This is a genomic window from Bacteroides bouchesdurhonensis, assembly GCF_900155865.1.
Taxonomy (GTDB): Bacteria; Bacteroidota; Bacteroidia; order Bacteroidales; family Bacteroidaceae; genus Bacteroides; species Bacteroides bouchesdurhonensis.
Genome location: NZ_LT707006.1, coordinates 39690 through 60423, shown reverse-complemented (window position 1 = coordinate 60423; position 20734 = coordinate 39690). Strand labels below are relative to the sequence as shown.

Genomic DNA, 20734 nt, shown 5'->3' with positions numbered 1-20734 from the left:
TAATATCAGTTTTCCTTTACTTGATATTGATACATGACGAAGTTATTTTTTTGGGGAAGAGTGACTTTTATTGAGCCTTTTCTTCCAACTATACTATTTATTGCTTTACCACTTCCAAATATTGGAGTACAGACGATTTCTTTACCTTCAGGTAACCAAGTTTCTATCCATGTTTCATCTTGGTCATTATCTTCTCTATAAATAAGGAGGTAACCACTCGGAGCTTTGTTCACTTGATCGCAGATCGATTGGAAACCTGTCCAAGAGCGTCCGGAAGGTTCATCTCCAATAGGGAGAATGATTCCTTGGTGAAAATTATATTGTAGTTCTTTGTATTGCTCTACTAGCTTCTTCAGTTTAAACGCTTCGTCAGGAAGATTGGAAGCTTCCATCCAGGCTAATGGCTGTCCTGCCATAGTAGTTGCAAAGAGATATTCGAATGAATAATTTGCCGGAGCAAATGGTTCGTTACCGTATTTCTGTGAATTTCTCCACTTATTTAGAAATTCGATTTGCAATTTTTCTGCGGGTACATATTTGGCTAGCATCCATAAGTTGCGAAGTGTCCAATATGGGTAGTAATTCTTCCAATCTGTATAGCGGTTTTCCAGAAAGATATTTCCATATTCATTGAACATATGGTAACCTCCACGACGGCTGGCTGTCGCATCTAGATTGAACATGACTTTATTATCCGTCTCTGCCAGTACTTTATTAAATAGTTTACGAAGATTTATTTCAGATGTTTTGGTGGGAATGGTCAATCCATCAATCTTAAAAATTCGAATTCCGTATTTACGATAAATTCCGATCAGTGCTTCCGCGTCTTTATGCCAGTCTGCAAAATCATTTTGTACACTGGGATTGAACCATAGACAAATCTCAATACCTAACCTTTTTCCTCTTTCAACAATTGGAGTTAATCCATGTGGATATTTGTCTATATTGGGTTTCCAGTAGTCTTTATTATCCCAGATATTCTTGAAAGATCCTTTGGCTGTAGCTGAATTAGGACTTTTTCCCGTTTGCCACCCATCATCTATTTGAAAATGAGTAATTCCTAATTTAGCTGCACGTTCTAATTCTTGTAAGCAGAATGCTTCATTGACTTTAGTATCTTGGCTGCGATCACCCCAAGTATTCATCATAATCATTTCGTCACGTTCTTGAAGATGGGTACGGATGTTTTTCTGGTAATTGCGTAATGCAGTCAATGCTTCCAGTTCATCTCCAGTATATACTCCTGTTACGCAACTGTATGTTCGCGTCCATTCATCTTCTCGGATATCTGTTTCTGTAAGTCCTAATCCCGTGATCATGAATTTTCCAAATTCAGCGATGAAGTCTGCATCTTTATACGCTAACTGAACACTGGAGCAAGGAGCTTCTTTTAAAAAGAAGAAACCATTGTTATCTTCTCCGTTACGTACGAAAAAAAGGTTCCCACGATAATTGTTTTTACGATAAATAATGGCATTTCGTTCTGTTACTAAATTATTATTCCAATCTGTCACATCCCAAAATTCTACAGCTTTCGCATGCCAATGCTGCCCTTTAAAATTCAATTGGTCTAAGATCGCAGTTACAGCCCTGGATTTCATGTCTTCTGCAGACTCTATATTTTTGTGGTCGGCTGAATTTTCATTTTGTTCTTCTGAAATACGATTCATTGTTCCTTTCAGATAGGTATCACATGCTATTGCTGGGCAATGATCATAAATCCGATATATTTTTTGAATATCTAATGCACCCAAGGTGAATGTTACTGTCGTTTTTAGATAAGCTGGATGAATATCAGTAGCAGTTACTTCTTCCGTTCGGCATAGACCGTTAGTACCGACTTTTTCCGTTTTGGAAATGAGTAGATCCGGTAGGGGAGCGGTTACTAGTTCTATTTTACCACTTGCTTTGTTACTTAAACTATATGTCATTAAATTCCCACCATTCCAAATAAACTTCCGTTCAATCTGATCATTCCCAATAACTAATGTGTCTCCTTCTTGCTGGCAATAATATGTTTTTTGAGCAAAAGCGGATACTACTATAAAAAATATTATTAATGTAACGAACTGCCTTTTCATCTTAAACATTAATTTTAAAAGTTACCCACAATAGTTATATGGGAAATGGTTGATTGAAATGAGATAACGACAAAGATGTCTTAATGACAAGGTTTTAGTTTTCATATGAAACTAGTTTTAGATTCAACAATGCAAAGTAAGGCAAAAACATTTAGAAGAATGTAAAGATAAGAATCAATAAATAATAAAATATGCTCCCCATCTTCCCTAAACATATATAATAGCTTTATTTTGGGAGATTTGAGACCATCCAATTGTTTGAAATCTGAAGCGGTAGGTCTGGTCAGTATGGTCTTTCATCTTTCAGCACCAGCTTGATAAAATGAACCGCGATATATTTTCAGGAAAACGGATCATCAACACATCATTCGCTGTTTTGTCTTCAGTTTCTTATTTGGTGACAGGAATAAAATCATAAACAAACTCCCATAATACGTTTCTAGGGCTTCAAAATGATTATTGTTTTTCTGCTTGTTGAGGATTAATAGTTAATATATCAGCTATTAATCCTCAATATCTTAGGTATTAGTAGCCAATAGATTGACTATTAATATTTGAAAACAATGTGTATCTGCTTTAAGATAACTAAACATGATGGAGCTCTGTTACTTTTCCAGTAGTGCAACTGTACACCACAGATAAGGAGCTTGTCCATGATAATCCCCCGTATTGCGGGGACGGTCATAGTAGTACTGCTTACTATTTTTTTTGTTTGTTCCGACACATACTTCTCTCACAGCTCCCTTATCATTAATATAGGACACCAAAGCCATCCATGCTTTACGTGCAGCAGGACCGTATACCTCTGCATCCAGCCAGCCATTCTTCACACCTACAATAAAAGCAAAAGTAAACATGGCAGATCCGGAAGTCTCGGCCCAGCAGTCAGGCTGGTCAATCAATTGGTTCCACATACCGCTTGAGGTTTGGTAATCCAGCAGGCTTTTCATCATGGTGTGATATCCCTGCATAATGCGTTCGCGGTTTGGATGATTTTTAGGGAGGTTACGTAGTAACTCGGTCATACCGGCAGCCATCCAGCCGTTACCGCGTCCCCAGTAAAATGGTACATCGGGAGCATGATAGAACAAGCCGTTGGGACGTTGCAGCTCATCCAGATAAAGTACCATTTCTTTGGCTGCACGGTCAATATACTTACGATCTTTGGTTACCTTGTAAGCCTGAGTCTGTACGATGGTAATCATATACATATCATCAATCCAAAGACGTGTCTGCCAGGAGTAGCCTTTGCCGGCCCATTCCTTTTCCGAAGGTTTCGCATTCTCAGGAACCTCCCATTGAGTATCAGCGTAAGGCAGTCCCAGTTTCAGGTACTTCTTTTTCTTTGTCATCTGATACAGGTTCAGAGGCAGGCTTCCGAACATATTCAAATCGACATGATTCATGATAGGTAGCAACTTCTTTTCCGTGGTAAACAAAGGCTCGAATTTATTTTCCAGGAGTTTGAAGAGCTTTTTGTCCTTGGTTATTTTAGCCAATTGAAGGGCACCGTTCCAGTTAAAAGTCTCCGGATAACTAATCCATTTACCGGCATGCAGTGCGTGTTTACCATCTACAAAACGGTAGGCTAAACGTTTACCAACTTCTTCCGGAGTGTAACCTTCCGGGAAATCAGTCAATTGACTAGATTGAGCCAATAATAATTGAAAAGGGAGTAAAAATACGAATATAAATAACTTTTTTGACATAATAATAATTTTTTGTTTATTGAACATTATTGAGTATAGATACTTTTTGTTTTACTATGACCGGTTTAATCAATTCTCCACTAATGTTTATTATTCCGTTGTCCGAGAAATGGAGGTCATTAATGTAAGATGTTCTTGGACCAATACTGGTGGAACTGGCATGAGCATGGAAAATGTATTTATAACTTCCGTCTTTACATATGAATGGGGCTCCGTGACCAGTGCCTACCAATCCACCGGCAGCTTCTTTATCTCTTCTCAAAATAGGATTTCCACTATATTTCTTCCATGGACCTAATGGAGAATTTGATGTCGCATACCCTACAGCATAATCCTGACTTTCATAATGATTGGCAGAATAAAGCAAATAGTAAGTATTTCCTCTTTTTATTAAAGAAGGTCCTTCTGTGATAGTTCCTTGTTTCTTTTCCCAGGAATTTTCGGCACTGATACATTGTCTTAATGTTTCTGTTTTAATACTTTTCAGATCTTTATTCATCTCAGCCACCCAAATAACATTTCCTCCGGTAAAACGTACAAAATAAAGATAAGGCGTACCATTGTCATCCATAAAAAATGATGTGTCGATTCCTTTTTCATTGGCAATAATAGGCTTTTTCTCACTTTGTACAAAAGGACCTTCGGGATTAGTGGAAGTAGCTACACAAATATGTTCATTTACTGTGTAAAACATATAAAACATATTCTTTGATGCAATATAATATACCTCAGGTGCCCAATACCATTTGTCTCCCCATGAGTTCTCGGGAGATAATGCTAAACGCTCACCTCGTTTCCAATGCTTTAAATCTTCTGATATATATACTTCAAACCCGTTGATACGGGTACCATAAGCATAATATTTATTATTGTAATACAAAACGTAGGGATCGGCTATAGGTAATTTATTTTCTACGATCTCCCAAGATACTTCTGCATCTTTTTCGGCAGGTGTAGCTGTGATCGTAGTTTTCTTCGAGTGCCTTCCATAGTTATCAATGGCAGTCGCAGAAATCCGGTATGTATTATATTCTAGAGCTTTTATTAATAAAGAGCCTTTAATATTATCGTTTACTCGTACATTGGTGATAGTAGCATTTGTTTCATCCTCTCCATCCGGTAGATAAGAGATCTCTACAGAAACTGCTTCAGAAGGATTATGCCAGGTTAGTTGTAACTCGTTTGCTTTTTGAGTCTCAACTGCCTTTAAATCAGTAACAGGATTAACTATTACTTCAGGTGCTTCTCCTTTGTCTTTATCATTGTTACTTCCAGGAGGCAAAGAGTCATTACCGCTACCACAAGCATAAAATACTAGTGGCAGTATAATTAATATAAATGACCAGATATTTCGTTCAGTTGGTCTCATGTACTTTAAATTTAAAATTTGTAACTATAAATTATAGTCCTGAGTGTTATTCAGGATTATTTTCACTAGCCAGCATGCGTGCAATTCCTTCCATTAAAGATGCTCCACTAGTTTGGGCTCCCATTGAAGCAACATCTCCGGAGAACATGCTTCCCCAATAGTAATCGCAGTACATAGCCGGATATTTTTTTCTATTCAGGTTGTTACGCAATGTCTTGGCATTTTCTTTCATAAAGCTTCTTAAAGAAGTTCTGATAGAACTGAGTGCTTTGTCGTCCAAAATAAGATTTATTGCATAAGGTACAAATACTGCCTTAAAAATACTTTGATCCATACTGGTCCCTTCATCTCTTAATATTCCATTTCTAAGACATCTACTACTTGTCGCTGTATAATTTATTACCTTCTCAGCCATTCTCATATAGCTTGCTTCTTGAGTTACGTGATATAACTGTCTACATGCTTCACCAAATGTTCCTTGAGTGTAGGTTAATGGAGGTTCTTCTACTCTGCCGTCATCTTTCAATAGATTGCTCTCAATATATTTGTATAATGTTTTTGCATCTGTAAGATAATTCTCTTTATTAAATTTCTTATATAATTTGACGGCAATCAAACAACCCGGAGAGTTTGTACAGGCATTTCTTCCATTACTTTCGGTCTGCCATGGCAATCCTGTGCCCTTGTTATCTGTCCATGCTCTGGTAATGATATGTTGATCATAGATCTTTTTAGCCATATTAATATATGTATTATCTCCTGTAGCTTCTGACAGATGTATCATTGTCAAACAAATCCAGCACATATCATCAGTAAAAGGATTAAGAAAGCCCGTTTCATCACTTGCACTATGATGATAATTATTGGCTTTGTTTTCGAACCAAAGTTTAAAATATCTTTTATAAGTATTGGCTAAGTCTGGATTTTCATCTTTTATTCGTTCGTAAGAATATACTACAACATCCATCGCATGTGCTTGTTGCCAATAAATATTGAAAGAACCCCCACTTATGTCTTTGGGAGATTTCCAGAAGGTTCCTTTATTTTTATTCATAAACTGTTCTATTAGGACATATGTACAGCTATCAGCAAGAGCAGACCAGTCAATGACAAATCCTGTTTTGGATGGTGTGGCAGTAATTGTTACTTTTTCTGATCTTCTGCCATAATTATCGATAGCAACTGCTGATATTTCATAATTTCCATATTGGGCTAGTTTTAAGAGGAATGAGCCTTTACTTCCCGATGTTGCATTCACTTGTTGTGTGAGAGGTTCATTTTCAGTTCTTTCTGTCAATAATGCATAAGATAATTCTACTCTTATTAGCCTTGGATCCTTTGGATTTTGCCAGGTTACTTTCAACTCATTAGCATTTTGTGTCTCTTCACCCTTTAAGTCGGTTACAGGATTAACTATTATAGTAGGTTCTTCTCCTTTATTATTATCATTCTCTTCCTTTGTCGGAAGAGAGTCATCGCCACTACCACACGAGCAAAATAGAAGTGGTAGGGCGATTAACATAAGAAACAAATTCTTTCGTTCAGTCAGTCTCATGTTCTCTCTGCTTTTTGTTATGTTATAACTTATAAAATTCATCCCATCCTTTACGCGGTGGTAATCCCGCCAACATCGAATTGGCAAATTCATTGTTAGTAATCTGTTTTGTACGAGGGTCAAAGAATAACTGTGTATTCAAACGTTGCGCCATTACTCCCAATGAGAATACCTGGCTCAACACCCCATTGATTTCAAACGGTGAACGCGTTTTCTCAACCCCCTGACAGGCAAGTAAGAAGTTTTCAAAGTGGTTCGAAGGACTCTTCGGTACTTCCGGTAGCTTGTCAGCCATTTCCTTTGCCTTTTCCTCGGGAATGATCGACAATGTACTGCCATGACTACCTCCCTTAAAGATCAAATCCTTCGTATAGATAATCTTTCCGGGATTCAATTTAGCAGCCGGAGCAGTTCCCTGGTTCGTTGTAGGGATATTCGGATCCAGACCGGAAACGCCATAACCCGCCGGAATAGGAGGAAGGTTGTCCAAACCGTCATACCAGGTGATATCTACCGGTGGCATTCCCTTGCGGGCAGGGAAACGGAAAAGGATGGTGGAAGAATAAGGGAAGAAGTAATCATTATGGCCTTCCTGGTGAGTCAAGGTAATTTCATAAGGCAATCCCAATTCCAGGAACTCATGAACCGTGTCCAGAATATGTGCTCCCCAGTCACCCAAGGCACCCATACCGAAGTCATACCAGCAACGCCATTCACCTTGATGATACTTTTCATTATATTCATGATAAGGAACCGCTCCCAGCCATGTATCCCAGTCCATATCCTTGGGTAATTGTTGTCCGGAAGGGAGCTTATAAATGTTAGTATCCCACTTGTGCCAACGGCGAACATTATTCATGTGTGCGGACACGGCAGTAACGTCTTTAATAATTCCTGCGTCCATCCACGCTTTAAATTGGAAGTAATTCGCTTCTGAATGTCCCTGATTACCGACTTGAGTTGCCAAGTTAGGACGCTTCAATGCAGCCTGCATCAACAGTTCGGCTTCATAAAATGTACGTGCCAGTGGTTTTTCCACATATACATGTTTGCCTGAGGCCAGAGCCAGCATACTGATAGGAAAGTGGGAGTGGTCGGGAACAGCGATTGCCACAGCATCAAATTCATTTCCTGCCTTGTCGAACATCTGACGGAAGTCTCTGAACTGTTTTGCTTTGGGATACATACCAATTACCTTTTGAGTATGTTTGGCTCCCATGTCCACATCACACAATGCTACTACTTCCACCATACCGGTACGTGCAAAATCGCCGATGATTTGTTCACCGCGGTTTCCGATACCGATATAGGCGATCTTCACTTTGCCGTTTTTACCTCTGTTGGACGTTAGGTTCTGGGCGTTCAACGCTTCACCGCTTCCAAGTGCCAGACCGGCGGAAGCCATTGTCATTGTCTTAAGAAAGTCTCTTCGTGTTACCATAATTTGTTCATTGATATTGATTAAGTATTTCCTTTTATTAGTTACAAATGTATAAGTCTATTTTTGTATCTTACTTTCTCTTTTAAATAATACCTTTATACCATAAAAGAATATACGAATAATTGTCCAAAAGGCATAAATCAAAAAAGTAAATATAATTATATAGAATATACTAGTTATCATCTCCAAAAAATGAGTATGATAGGTAATTATCGCATATAGATTGACCAGATTGGCTATAATGAAGCACACTAACAGATTGATCAACTCTTTCTTTTTCCGTTGTGCGGTTATGATACTGTCTTTCATAGTGTCCCAGTGGATTTGGATTGATGATTCAGATAATTGATCTTATATTCGTCAGGGAACCTGAGTGTTTTCTCTTCTTCCATTGCTTGATGTCCTAATAGACAGAGCATACTGGCATAATAACCTTCTTCTGCAATTCGCGGCGGTTGTTTACCGGTGATAACTGCTTCTACAAATGCTTCCAACAATAGTGAGGTCCCGTCTGTTTTGGGGCGTTCTCCTAGTATGAGTTCTCCTTTATTACTATTAGCTGTCTCAGGGGCCCAACTAGTTCCTGCAAAAGGAAGGGAGTCGAACAGTTTATTTTCCCACTCATTGACCATTTGAAGAAAACCGGGAGCAGGAGGGATATTTTCGAAGTAATACCTTCCCTTTTCCGGTTCGACAGTACCCAAGTTACCCATGATCTGTTCTTCAAGACCGTAGAACTTGTTGGATATGACAGAATCGAATGTCATCTTTACACCGTCATCGAATACGTATATGCAACTGACATTATCGTAGACTTCCCGGCCGTCTTTCCAATAGGTAATAGCACCGTGGCCCATTACTCGTTCGGGAAGTTTACGTAATGCCCAGCTTCCTATTTGGAGCTGATGACAAGCTAATTCGGTCATTAATCCTTTTGAAAAGTCCCGGTACAGGCGCCAGTTGATCAGGCGTTCCAGGTGTGGTGAAGGTACAGGACGTCTCCAGTCACCATTTCGATTCCAGAAAGTATGGATAGCGTTAATTCCTCCGAACGTGCCGGCATGGATCATTTCCATGGTTTTTATATATCGTGGGTCGAACAGACGCTGTTGCCCAGTGAAGAAAATCTTGCCACTGTTCAAATGTTTGTTATACATGCGGAAGCATTCTTCCATTGTGAAACCGATTGATTTTTCACAGAATACATGTTTTCCTGCGTCAAAGGCGTCAATTACGATTTGGCAGTGGGAACTCAAAGGTGTTGCTACTAGTATAGCATCCACATTTCTGTCTTCCAGTACTTCATGATAGTCGCCATACACTTTAGCATTAGGAGTGAGCTTTAAGGCTGCTTCTATGGAGGCACGGTAGATGTCACATAGGGCTACAATCTCGACTTTAGGGTTTTGAATGAGGAAACTCATAAGAAAGCGTCCACGGGAACCAGGACCGATGATGGCTAGACGACACTTTTCGTTATTGGTTTGAGTTACCTCTGAGAAGGCCGAAAGCCATGGACTGGCAGCTAGAATTACTCCGCTTCCGGCAATACCTAAGTTTTTTAGAAATTCGCGACGACTGATGGAATGGGCTTTCATACTTAAGTTTAAAATATGAAGGAAAGAATGATTCTATTATATTAGAACCATTCTTTCCGTTTAATTTAAATTATAACACAAAGATTACCATTGAATTTGTTGATCTTCGTCAGGAATCAATGTATTGAGATCACGTTGCATAGATAATGTACCTTCCACGAGATACTTAATTCTATTATTTTCACCGATTGTGGTGTAATCTTCAAATTCATATGACAAGCCAAGAGTGATATAAATATGTTTTAAATAAGGTTTCTGTGGGTCCATTTCTTCTTCAATAGTATAATAAGACTGCCCGATTTCCTTAAATTTATTATTCTTGTCATTATCACTATAGATTCTCAATTTCTTTTTCAAGATATCAATTCTTTCGTCTGTGAACTCGATGAATACTTTGTAGAGTTTGCGATCCAAAAAATCAACATCTCTAAGTCCGGCATAGACGAATATCGTTTTGTCATCATGCACATAAGCTCTATGTTCATTCAGAGTCAGTGGTTCGTTCTTGTTACCGTCCATGTATATCATATACTTAGTACCTCCGTAAACGCCCGAATAGTCGTTGAATGGAGTAATGTTCAGCAATGCTTTCCGATAATGCTTACGTGGATTGGCCTGATAATCGTAAGAAGCATCGTCTACTATGGTCAGAGGCAATATCCATTTGTCGCTCAAATTTAGTGGATTTTCGCCATTATTTCCTCCTAAAGTGAAGTCTATGGGTAATAGAGTCTGACATTCTCCGGCTGGAAATTCTATACTTTCCGGAAAACTACAGTATTCGGATGTTAATTGTTGGTAAAAGAGTTCGTTCCGTTTACCATATCGTTCCTGGTTCAAACTTCTAAGTGTATCTGTATCTACAGCGAAATGTACAGTACGGTTGTGAGTATTCATCGTTGATCCACTAAAAATCACCGGAAGATTATAGCGTTTGGTTCCATTGATATCGTAGCGCACATAGACAGGAGTTACACCTGCGCTATTCGGTTCTGCTTTTAGGGAAGGCATTTGCATGAATTGTTCGTCTTCCCATTCGTTGTTGCACGATGTGCAGCAGAGTCCTGCTGCCATCGCTAGAAAAAGATAATATATTTTCTTCATGTTCAATATTCTTAAGTTGTAAGATTATTCCGGATCTCTCCATCCCGGATTCTGAGTTAATTCTTTGTTATGTTTCAGCTCGTCATGATGAATGGGCCAGAACCACATTTTCGTAGTGAAAATAGATGGTAACGATGGAGTCACTGTCGGAGTATGGAAGATAGTGGACATATTTTTGGTACTATACGCATTGCATCCATATACTTGAGCGGACTCTTCTTGAGGAGCATCGCACCAGCGACGTAGGTCGAAATAGCGATGTCCTTCAGCGAACAGTTCGATCTGACGTTCACGTTTCAGTTTGATACGGAATTTAGTTTGGTCCTCATAGATGTCAGCAGTGTAGTCGGGGATACCTGCACGAATACGAATTGGTTGAATACCTTTCTTCATTTCGTCGATTTTACGACTAATAGTGTAAGTGCGACTGCCATCCCAAGAAGGAATATCATAAGAACCTGACAGTTCGTTCAATGCTTCTGCATAGATAAGTAACACTTCCGCATAACGAATGGCAGGATCCACTTTGGAGTTATTCATACGACTTTGATCATAAGAAGTTTGCAGTGTATTACTCATATCGTCTGGATGGATGTATTTTTTGATACTGATTCCTGTACGAGGCCAATATGTTGTATTTTTGTATCCGTTAGGATCTCCACGATAATAGAATATTTGTACATTTTTTACTTCGTCTTTGCTTTCGTCTGCATTCAGTAAGTTCCAGGTAGCACCGTTGTAACCAACAGAAGCGTAGAAACGGGGCTCTCGCTGTGCATACTGTTTGCAGACTCCAACTCCTTTAGGACCCAGTTCTGGATAATTAGCGAGTTCTTCTTCTGTTACTAAATCTGTCGGTCGCGGATCGGAGTTGTAACGAAGTGGGTTTTCATATCCGGGTTGGTTCGCATACATATCGTTCATGCCCGGACAGTCGGAACCATCATTCATATAATAGGCATCACATTGTTTTTGAGTCATCCCATGCGAATTGTATCCTTTACCTTCACGACGTGGCAATTGATGAATACACATTACATTTATCCCTTCTCCTCCTTGATTACGACCTCTGGTAAATATAAGTTCCGGATTCTCATAAGCAGAGATCGCTCCATTAAATACAGAACGATAAGATTCGAACGGGTCGATATCCATGTATCCTTCTGGCCATGGTTTCTCATCGAAATGGTTTTCGGGATCTTTTTGAGGTTGTAATGTGCTAGGAAAAGCTATATCTCCGTGTTCCCGACGTCCTGTAGTATATAGATGGTAATAATTCATCTCCATAACATCTTTAGCTGCGGCAGCGGCTCTAGCCCATTTTCTTTCGTCTTTGGTAGCTGAAAGTAATGGATTGCCTTCTCGATCTACCATGGCTGCTTGAACCTCTTCAGGAGCTCCACCATTAGCTAACGGGCTGGCAGCATATAGTAATACACGTGCGCGGAGAGCTAAAGCTGCACCACGGGTAGGACGGGAAATATTTTGCATATCACGTTGAAGTTGAAGCATGTTTGCTGCTTTTATCATTTCGTTGGCGATGTAATCAGCGCATTCTTCATACGTGTTGCGTGACCTTGCTATTTCGTCATATTCTAACGTATAATCAACGCCTTCATCTGGTACGATAGGAATTGGGCCATAGGTACGGAGCAAAATCCAATAGAAATAACCCCTTAGAAAATGTGCTTGACCTTTTATATCATTCAATTCTTCTTCAGTGAATTCCTGATTCAGATGAATATTGTTGAGAAGAATTGTTACTTGACGAATTCCCCTATAGGCATTGAGCCATATCCATTTGCTGTTGTCTCCTAAACCGCTTTCGTTATATTCACCGTTTTTCCACTTTTTATACCCATCATTCTCATCCCCGTAGTACATGTCATCTGCAAAATTGAAAGGAATGGTCTTTTTACTACATACGTCTTGCATGCTGTTGTCTGCAAGGTAAGAGTATCCTCTGGCTAACCATTTATTGGTATATTCTTTATCTTTGAATACATCCTCTGTGGTCATACGTTCGTCAAACAGATAGTCTGAATCCAAGTAATCAGCACATCCGCTGAATGAGAGATTCATACCCATCACAAGGGATAAAATTAATATTTTTCTTTTCATATGTTTTTGTTGTTTATAGATTAACTGATACACCTAAAGTAAAAGTCTTGCTAAGTGGGTATTTTTTACCATCCGTACTTCCCATTTCCGGATCCCAAAGCTTAAACTTAGAGAATGTAAGCAAGTTGGTTGCAATAAAATAGAAACGTACTCTGTTCAAGTGAGCCTTGTTTGCTAAAGCTGTAGGTAACGTATATCCGATATCCAAATTCTTTAGACGCAAATAAGCACCATTTCTCAACCAATAAGTTGATTGCTGTTCATTGTTTTCATTCTTGCCATAGGTTAGACGCGGATATTCTGCATTCGGATCTTCATTTTCTCCCAATATCCAGCGATTACTATTAGCCATTTCAGTCAATATGTTGCCCCAACCGTCACCGGTTCTGAACATAAATACCGTGGAACCGTCTATGAAATATGTTGATTTTCCTACTCCTTGGAAAAGAACATTCACGTCCAATTGCTTCCAACGTACACTGGTTCCGAATCCATAAGTCAAATTCGGTCTTTTTGTCGCCCCAATAGCTACTCGGTCATTACCATCGATGATACCATCACCATTGATATCTTTATATTTGATATCACCAGGCATTACTTCGTTCCATGTTTGTCTTGGACTATTTCTGATATCATCATAATCTTTGAACAATCCCAAAGCAACCAATCCTTTTGCCTGATCAATACGATGACCTTGATTTAGTTTATACCCATAAACTGTGTTTTCTTCATCTTGCTCAATGATCTCATTTTTGCTATAAGTCATGTTACCGCGTAAAGTTACATCCACATTCTTGATTTTTTGCCTAAATGAAAAGTGACCGTCGAATCCTTTGGTCTTTACTTCTCCGATATTAGCTTTAAATGTTTGTTCCAAGCCTACTATCCAAGGCAAATATTTACGATCCCAGTAAATATCAGAACGTTTCTCATGGAAGTAGTCGATCTCGGCCGTAAATTTATCATCAAACAAATGGATATCAACTCCCAAATCCTGTTTAGTGGCTATTTCCCATGAAGTATCGAGTGAAGCTATGGAAGAATAGCGCATACCTCCATAGTATCTATTGACGTTGGCATTGATATCTGAAAACCAATAACCACCGTCAGGTTCTTGTTTGTTGTCAACTGTCTTTGTTATTGTTTCGATGTCAAATAAATATGGGAAACGAATGCCGTTTAAATTATCATTACCGGTTTTACCATACGAGTAACGCACTTTAAGCATATTCAACCATTCTTTTGTCTGTTTTTTGATAAAAGGCTCTTCAGCGATGTTCCATGCAGCGGAAACTGCAGGGAAAAATCCGTAACGATGATCCTTGTGGAAATTTTCCGAACCTGTATATCCAAAGTTGAAATTAACGAAGTAGCGATAATTCCAGTTATACGTCGCTTGTCCTGCTAACCCTTGATTACGACGGGCGATACCGTTTTTGATGTCTGTACCGATCCCCTGAGTTTGTACTTTAGAAGATTGAGTATACTTCAAAACTCCTCCTACATGATGTGCTTTAAATCCACGGTCATAATGTAATTCCCATTCGAAGAATTCATGCCTTTCTCCACTAGAACCTGATGCTTGTTCAAGTTTCTTTTCATCAACAATTTTTGTAAATACCAAATCTCCTTCAGAATTACGGTAACGTTCTGCGCGCCATAGCTCAGGATATTTATATCGCTTGATATAGTTTGAATTTTCGGTATCATATCCAAAACGTCCTACAAAGCGGAGCCCTTTGGTAATGAAATCCAGTTTTTGTTCTAAAGTAATATTTGTTTGAATATTATTTTTCCAGCTTTCATTGAATCCAGTTTGGGTGGCTTGGACCCATGGGTTAAAACGGTCACCATTGTCATTTCCGATAGCTGGTATTCTTCCATCAGAATAAGTGATAGGCGTTGTGATGGCATTATATCCCATTAATGCCGTCCAAATAGAAGTCGTACCTTGTCCCGGGTCGTTCTGTTTACGCAACGAACCAGAAACACCAACCTTCAATAAAGTAGATTTAGTGATGTCTATATCTATGTTCATACGATATGTCCATTTACGGAAATTCGTATTTGTGTTATAGTCTTTTTTCATTTCATTATCTACTTTATACATACCCTGCTGATCCTGATAACTACCTGATACAAAGTAACGGGCGGTTTTACCACCTCCACTCATGTTTACTGTAGCACGCGAACTGAAAGCACCATCACGCATCATGACGTCCATCCAATCTACATTCGGGAATAAATCCGGGTCCAGTCCTAAACGGAACATTTCCAATTCTTCGTGAGAGTACAGAGGTTCTTGATTACGTGTGGTCTTGGCTTCATTCGCCATGGAAGCATAGGTATGTCCGTCTACGAAATCATATTTTTGGGTAAACGTGCTGTAGAATCCTTCTAATTTCACATCTACATTGATCTTACCTTCTTTACCACGCTTCGTGGTGATTAAAACTACACCATTTGCGCCTTTGCTTCCATAAATAGCCGTTGCAGACGCATCCTTTAATACAGTGAAAGATTCGATATCTTCTACGCTGACTTCGTTGATATCTCGCTCAAATCCATCCACTAACACCAATGCAGCACTGCTGGCTCCAAATGTGGAAATACCACGAACCCAGAATTCAGAAACCGTACCTGGACGACCATCCGATTGCATTGCCATTACACCAGGCACTACTCCTGCCAAAGCATCAACAACAGAACTGGAGGGATTGGATTTCAACTGTTCTACATCCACGTTTGTGATAGCACCGGTTACGGCAATCTTTTTCTGAGTACCGGTACCTGTCACAACAACTTCGTCCATTACAGTGGCAGAAGATTCTTGCATGGTAACATTTACTACTTTTTGTTCCTTTATCAATACTGTAACCTTGTCGTAGCCAATGTATGAGAATACCAGTTTGTTGTAAGGAGGCATTTTTATTGAGTACTTACCGTTCAAATCAGTAATTGCTCCTAATCCGGGCATGTTTTCTATAGATACGTTCACACCGATCATCGGTTCTTTGTTCGTATCAAGCACGGTTCCTGTTACTGTAACATTTTCCTGTGCTAGTGCACTGACGGAAAGTCCAAGCAACAATATACATGTTAGTAAAAAATTTCTCATTATAAAAATGTGTTTATCATTTGTTATTCAGTTTCTTTCGCAATTTTACGGATTATCTTATTCAGTCCATCGCCTACATAGAAGCAGTTTCTTTTCGGATCAAAAGTCAGTGCTCGCGGTTCGTTAAATCGTGCTTCTGTGCGAACTTCTCCGTCAAATAGTCCGGAAGTACCGTTATTACCACGTCCGGCAAATGTTGTAACTCGTCCGGTGGGAGTCAGAATACGGACACAATGGTTGTTTTTATCACAGAAGTAAAAATCATATTCATCATCTCGACCTGCATAATCCGGATTCTTCACAAATACTCCTTGAATAGGTCTGTTTAATTGTGCATGCGTTCCTATACCATCAGAATACCCCCAAGCATTTCCGGTTCCACAAATAGCATAAGGAGTCGTAAATGTTCTACTAATCCAGTCATAGTCAGTACGCATAATGAAATAGAATTCTTGCTCCAACATGTATGCATAGTTACCGGAAGGATGGGGCACCAGATAAATGGCAACTCCTGAATATGGGTTTTGAAAACATAAACTGCTTTCACCAGTCTCAAAATCATATTTCCACATATCCCCCGCTCTATATCTGGAATAATAAAATTCACCGTTTATGGGATGTACCATACTTCCATTGACTCCACGGGCATATCCACCTAAGGTTTCTCTAGTGCTATAATTAGACTCCCGTGTGTACAGATAATTTGCTGTTCTTGTATCACTTGAATGATTGTGAGATAAAATAAGATCACCATCCAAAGTCCAAGTCATGGCAGTTACCCTATCAAAACCATGAGAGAAAGTCCCTATTTCATTTTTTTCAAGGTCAAGGTACCGTGTCGTTTTTCCATCATTGGTAAAATATAATTTATTGTAATCAGACAATGGATCCCATGAAAACCAGAAAACATTACCGAAACCACCTCCAGCATCAAGTGAACCATCTTTCATGTCAAAGAATTCGTTCGAATTTTCGTAATGTGTTCCGAAAGCGGTACTTACCATCCATTTCTTTTCATATTCAAAAGTGCTTTCAGCTTCTGCGCTACTTATTACTTGTCCATTATCGTCCAAAGCACTTACATGAATGTCTCCATTGTAGGCTTTTGGAGGAATGATACAGTACATACTCTTGTTTTTTACAGTGATAATACGTGCATCTTTTCCGCCAATCGTCACTTTTACCTTTGAGATGTCATTGCCGAAGTTGTCTCCGTATAAAATCAAGTTATTACCGACTCCTCCTTTTTTTTCCGAAAAGTCGGAAATGACAATTGGTTTGTTGGGATCAAAAGCTTCTCCTTGATCCTCATTGTCGTCTTTGCAACCGGTGAAGCAAAGAGTGACAAATGCTAACAACATCCATTGGATGTGCCAAACATTACTTTTTGTCTTCTTTTTCATAATACATTTTTTTTAAGATAAATAATATTAATTATTACGTTTGTTGAGCAAATCGTGCTTGTACTTTAGTAGATCATTATCATTGTTATTAAAATAAAAGTCAGTCATATAAAAGGCTACATCTATTGTGTTTTCACTGGGAGGATAGCTTAAATTTTTAACCACATAACTATAATCATCCGTTTCGGTATCTGTGCATCTTACAGAGATTTCTATATTACCTCCTTTTTCCCCTATTTTAGGAAGTAGAACTTCGCTTATACTTGCATAGCTGGTAGAATTTCCATCGTATGTATTTGCATAGCCTCCATTTGTATGATAGACTTGATATGAGAAAGTATAAGAGGGAACTAACTCGTACCCTTGAAATGGGAAGTTTAGTCTTGGCAAATGAAAATTTTCATCCCTAACTTCTTCCTTTTTTACTAATAAAATGTTTTTCATAAATTATAATCAGTTAATAAACATGTAATTGTCGTTACAAAATATTTCTAGTTTTTCCATTTAATGATCGGTGTCAGACACTTTTCCTCACCATTCAGATTCTTAGAACTAAGTAAATTCGTTTGATCATTTTTTTTATGTAATAAAATTCTATAAGCTTTCTGTATTCTCTACTAAAATGGGCTTATAGTAGCCTATAGTATTTCCGTTTGCGCAAACGAAACTATCACAAAAAAAACTATACTCTTCAGAAGTAAGTTTTGATTGATCGGATTTTTGTCTTTTCTCTCCTTGAAGAGGAATTTGATAAGAGCATGCATTCATATTTAGCTGATAAATAAGTATGTTGTAAATTAAGTATCTCATAATATTTTGTTTATCATTACTTGCATCCAATATCCTCCGATAACAGAGCGGGCTTTGAACCCCACGTATTCACCACTATCCGTATGATGCCAATCACTGATAGGCACACGAGTTTTTGTTTCATCAATGTATTTATAAAGAGGATATATAAACTTCTCAAAAGTATTCTGGTCAGGTGCCATTGCCGCCGTCCACATAATCCAGTCCGATTTAGTGTACTCTTTGCGAGAATCCAGAGGCAAACCATAAAGATTCTGCTTGGTCTGATAATACTTGATTTCTTTTTCGATTACGTTATTGGGGAAAAGATTGAGGTTCCATATCTTATCCCAAACCATATTATACTTTTGACTCCAAGTGTTTTCACGGTCAAAAGCTAGGCGATAATGATCACCTTCGTTTGCCATTTCTTCCCATTTCACCGCCATATTCTTGGCAATAACAGCATATTTGTCCGCGACATCATCCAAACCAAGTAGACGTGCCATCTCACTATATCCGGCAACACCCATGATGGCTTTTATTGACAAGTTCGCATTATGCGCCCAATGACCCGCAAAGTCATCCGTGCAAAGTTGGTTTTCAGGGTCCTGTCCATACCGCAGCAGATGGCACTAATACCTTATATATCAATAAATTAATTTATACTTGTGCTATTCCCGTATTCTAATAAAGGGATTATCTTGATAAATCGAGAATATATTTTGTTTAATAAAAGAAACTAACTTTTATTACTCAACTCATCTGTTTATCAGGTGTGAGAGCATGCACTAAAGTTATATGAAAAGGTTAATTGAACCATTACTGACTAAGTACAATTATGAGAGTAACAAGACTAGAGTTTATTTAATATAATCCAATAAATAGGGAAAATAAAATTTATACATAGATAGGAAAAATAACAGACCGGAATGAAGTGATATGTTGTTATTTCTAAATATGATCAACTGGTAAAATGAATGGGTGATATTTGTATGAGTAAATTAAATCGAACTTTCGTCTTTATTATACTGTAGAATTAAGATATCGTATGAATAGAAATTCAAACAATAAGAGAAGGTTTTAACTTCAATAAAGTATATTCTTTCTCCAGATGAAGGGTAATTATAAAGTCTCAACCGATCATTAGGTCACAAACTCAAGTGTAGGTTGTTGGGGGTGCAATTAGTTAATTCCAAGATGTGACATACTTTATATATCTATTTTCCTCATGCTTTGCCACAATGCAATCAAATTTGGTTCTGTCAAGGAATGCTACCAAATGTGAGAAAACGTATTTATTTTGATGCATTTGCTATCTTATTAGTGAATACTAATGAGGATGATAACAAAAAAGGGAAGGAAACTTTTAGATACAAAGTTATCCTTCCCCATTCTATTCTACTTACTTGATATTATTACCATTCAATAGCCTGATCTTCATCTGGAATCTGAGTATTGATATGACGTTCAAGTGTTAATGAGCCTCTTACTGTATATGTAATACCTGTTCCTGGTACAGAAGTATAGTCTGTATATTCATAATCAATATTATTAATGATTACATAACGACGTTTCAAATAAGGACGAGTTGCGTCCATATCCTCAATTATACGATAAGAAGCTTCTTTGTTATTCACAAAATGTATTTCTTCATTCTCTGCATAGAAATTAACAATACCTCCAGTCTCACCACCAGAAAACTCTGCAAAAATCTTGTAGTTAGCACGGTCTGTGCGGTCTTCATTAATTATACCTGCATAAAAGAATATCGTATTCTCATCTACAACATATCCAGTAATATCATTTGCCATAATAGAGCCATTTCCTTCATCACCCTTAATGTAGTTCAATAATGCTACTCCAGAATAAACTCCTGAATAATTATTGAATGGTAATATTCTTAAAATAGCTTTACTATAATTTTTACGTGGATGTGATTGATAGCCATAAGAAGAGTCATCAACAACCTTTAATGGAAGCACCCACTTCTTTGACATATCAATTCCTCTAAAATCAAAATCAATATTTAATAAACTAACATCTTCTCCGGCTTTAATCTCTATGTTTTCTGGGAAAGATGCGTATTCCGGGTGTTCATCTTCTAAATCATGATACCATAAATCATAACGCTCTTGAAAACGAGCGATATTTAATGTTTCTAGCGTATCAGGATCATGTGCCACATGAACTGTTATATTTTGTTGATTAGTATTCGATCCACTAACAATTACCGGCAATTCATAGTTCGATTTTCCTTCCGTATAGCTACCATCGGCATTCTTACGACTATATGGGACATAAACCTCTGTTACTCCTTTACTGTCTAATGGGGAACGAAAAGAAACGTATTGTTCATATTGCTCATCTTTCCATTCATCATTACATGAAGTTCCTAGTATAATCAGAGCTACTAGGGTTACTAAAGTATATATTCTTTTCATAT

Annotated in this window: 14 protein-coding genes and 1 pseudogene; all 15 read right to left on the bottom strand. The window is 38.2% G+C overall.

What is annotated here, in order from left to right; all coding sequences use genetic code 11:
* Positions 1 to 5: 5 nt before the first annotated feature.
* The 15 genes and pseudogenes from CZ225_RS00190 to CZ225_RS00115 all read right to left on the bottom strand — a co-directional run bounded on the left by CZ225_RS00190 (position 6) and on the right by CZ225_RS00115 (position 20732).
* Complete coding sequence (locus tag CZ225_RS00190; RefSeq protein ID WP_077155612.1) at positions 6 to 2081, bottom strand: alpha-galactosidase; 2076 nt, start codon at positions 2079 to 2081, stop codon at positions 6 to 8.
* 605 nt (positions 2082 to 2686) lie between these two features.
* Complete coding sequence (locus tag CZ225_RS00185) at positions 2687 to 3790, bottom strand: glycoside hydrolase family 88/105 protein (protein WP_077155611.1); 1104 nt, start codon at positions 3788 to 3790, stop codon at positions 2687 to 2689.
* 16 nt (positions 3791 to 3806) lie between these two features.
* Positions 3807 to 4754, bottom strand: coding sequence for a glycoside hydrolase family 43 protein (locus CZ225_RS00180; protein WP_392387501.1), 948 nt, complete (start codon positions 4752 to 4754; stop codon positions 3807 to 3809).
* A 451-nt stretch (positions 4755 to 5205) separates the two neighbouring features.
* Positions 5206 to 6714: a glycoside hydrolase family 76 protein gene (locus tag CZ225_RS00175; RefSeq protein ID WP_083714696.1), complete on the bottom strand. Its 1509-nt coding sequence runs from the start codon at positions 6712 to 6714 to the stop codon at positions 5206 to 5208.
* Positions 6715 to 6736: 22 nt separating this feature from the next.
* Positions 6737 to 8155 (bottom strand): Gfo/Idh/MocA family oxidoreductase, encoded by a 1419-nt coding sequence (locus CZ225_RS00170; RefSeq protein ID WP_077152524.1) that lies wholly within the window; start codon positions 8153 to 8155, stop codon positions 6737 to 6739.
* Positions 8156 to 8212: 57 nt separating this feature from the next.
* Positions 8213 to 8464 carry a hypothetical protein gene (locus tag CZ225_RS23990; RefSeq protein WP_077152540.1) on the bottom strand — a complete coding sequence of 84 codons (252 nt, stop codon included), beginning with the start codon at positions 8462 to 8464 and terminating at the stop codon, positions 8213 to 8215.
* Complete coding sequence (locus tag CZ225_RS00160; protein ID WP_077152539.1) at positions 8461 to 9753, bottom strand: Gfo/Idh/MocA family protein; 1293 nt, start codon at positions 9751 to 9753, stop codon at positions 8461 to 8463. The genes CZ225_RS23990 and CZ225_RS00160 overlap by 4 nt, the downstream gene beginning before the upstream one ends.
* Before the next feature lie 84 nt (positions 9754 to 9837).
* The gene (locus CZ225_RS00155; protein WP_077152538.1) at positions 9838 to 10857 is read right to left on the bottom strand and encodes a DUF4973 domain-containing protein; all 1020 of its coding nucleotides are present in this window, start codon (positions 10855 to 10857) and stop codon (positions 9838 to 9840) included.
* Positions 10858 to 10881: 24 nt separating this feature from the next.
* Complete coding sequence (locus tag CZ225_RS00150; RefSeq protein WP_077155609.1) at positions 10882 to 12978, bottom strand: RagB/SusD family nutrient uptake outer membrane protein; 2097 nt, start codon at positions 12976 to 12978, stop codon at positions 10882 to 10884.
* A gap of 13 nt (positions 12979 to 12991) precedes the next feature.
* Positions 12992 to 16096: a SusC/RagA family TonB-linked outer membrane protein gene (locus CZ225_RS00145; protein WP_077152537.1), complete on the bottom strand. Its 3105-nt coding sequence runs from the start codon at positions 16094 to 16096 to the stop codon at positions 12992 to 12994.
* Between the two features lie 23 nt (positions 16097 to 16119).
* Positions 16120 to 17499, bottom strand: coding sequence for an IPT/TIG domain-containing protein (locus CZ225_RS00140; RefSeq protein ID WP_077152536.1), 1380 nt, complete (start codon positions 17497 to 17499; stop codon positions 16120 to 16122).
* 27 nt (positions 17500 to 17526) lie between these two features.
* Positions 17527 to 17943, bottom strand: a complete 417-nt coding sequence (locus CZ225_RS00135) for a hypothetical protein (protein ID WP_077152535.1) — start codon at positions 17941 to 17943, stop codon at positions 17527 to 17529.
* A 362-nt stretch (positions 17944 to 18305) separates the two neighbouring features.
* Positions 18306 to 18920, bottom strand: a pseudogene (locus tag CZ225_RS00125) (glutaminase domain-containing protein); the annotation flags it as partial.
* Between the two features lie 557 nt (positions 18921 to 19477).
* Positions 19478 to 19600, bottom strand: a complete 123-nt coding sequence (locus tag CZ225_RS24755; protein WP_077152532.1) for a DUF4372 domain-containing protein — start codon at positions 19598 to 19600, stop codon at positions 19478 to 19480.
* Between the two features lie 106 nt (positions 19601 to 19706).
* Positions 19707 to 20732, bottom strand: coding sequence for a DUF4973 domain-containing protein (locus CZ225_RS00115; RefSeq protein WP_077152531.1), 1026 nt, complete (start codon positions 20730 to 20732; stop codon positions 19707 to 19709).
* Positions 20733 to 20734 lie beyond the last annotated feature (2 nt).